At 34.3% G+C, this 1,437-nt stretch carries 1 protein-coding gene; it reads left to right on the forward strand.

The features are described 5' to 3' along the window. The first annotated feature begins 444 nt into the window (after positions 1-444). Entirely contained in the window at positions 445-1,215 is a 771-nt protein-coding gene (locus FNZ60_RS08740) for a hypothetical protein (protein WP_142417196.1), read from the forward strand. The last annotated feature ends 222 nt before the right edge of the window (positions 1,216-1,437 follow it).

Raw genomic sequence — 1,437 nt, forward strand, 5'->3', positions numbered from 1 at the left:
TAAATGTATAGATTCAAAAAATAACGCAATCGTTTAAGAAAGCCCATAATATAGCTTTAAAAGCAGATAATACAAAAGAAGCAATTAATAAGCATATGATAAATATTTACACACAATGCATTTAAAAAAATCATAAAAAATATCAAAAAAGATAAAATATTATTTGACAATAAATACGTATTTTGCTATATAAATACTCAAGTGATTGAAAAACACTTTAAACAGTAAGCGGATAGGTTACGAAACAACCTTTCCAAAGTCTTTAAAATACTGACTATCTTTTATGCTGTGATTGGCATATAATGATTTTGTCGGGTGTGCTTACACCATATAATACCCTTATGGGAAAAGTGTAAGCAACGGACTTACTGCCGTGTTTTTCAACACCCGACGCCTCTATAGAAGGTGTCAATTGAAAAACGTATAATCAGTAAGGTTTTAACTATGAAAACTATATCAAAAAACACCCCCGTTATTTCTTCCATTTCAAATGAAACCGCATCTATTAATAAGAAAAAAACATCAAAAAAATATGAATTTACAGGCGCAATGGATTTTGTAGCTGGTCATATATTATATCGCATTCGTGCTTTAAGAGATTTTGGTGATGTTAAGGCTGGCGATCTGGGGGGCTATATTGAAAAGGAAAAAAACTTATCTCATCATGGCAATTGCTGGGTATATGACAGAGCGCGGGTGCTTCAAAATGCACGGGTTTTTGGAAATGCTAAAGTAAAAGGCTATTTTGTAGACGTCTATGGCAATGCTAAAATTTATGGAAATGCTATTTTTGAAGGAATGACAATAAAGGACAATGCAAAGCTTTATGGCAATGCACAAATTAGCAATGCCGTTGTAATTGAAGGAAATGCACAAATTTATGATAACGCCCGTGTCACTGACCATGCTCATGTTTCGGATGATGCCGTTATTTGTGATGATGCTCATGTCGGTGGCAATGCAAAAATAAGTGGCGCTGCTCATATTTGTGATGACTCGCGTGTTTTCGATGATGCTGTTGTTTGTGATGCTCTTATCTCTGGCTCTTCTTATATTCATAGTGCCGCTTCTTTAACTGCTGATGATCATATTTGGAATGAGGCATATCCCGAATTTGGTAGTGAAGATGATTATTATCGTGATGAATATTATGCTGATTTTGAAAGCTATTATTATGATGATAATGACAGCGAATATGAAAGTGATGCTGCTTAAATAAGCACGGGCGCGGCGGGGGCGCCCCTCTTTAAAATTTCCTATTCCAAATTTTATTCAATGTTTATCACATTAAATTGTGAGGATATCTTTATGTCTAAAAAATATGAATTAACCAGTGAAATCAAAAAATTAAAATATGTTTACTAGAGAGATTACAACTCTTTATCGCATTAAGGCTTTAAAAGACTTCTCTGATATCAAAGCGGGGGCTCTCGGTGG

The organism is Bartonella massiliensis (genome assembly GCF_902150025.1).
GTDB classification, from domain to species: domain Bacteria; phylum Pseudomonadota; class Alphaproteobacteria; order Rhizobiales; family Rhizobiaceae; genus Bartonella; species Bartonella massiliensis.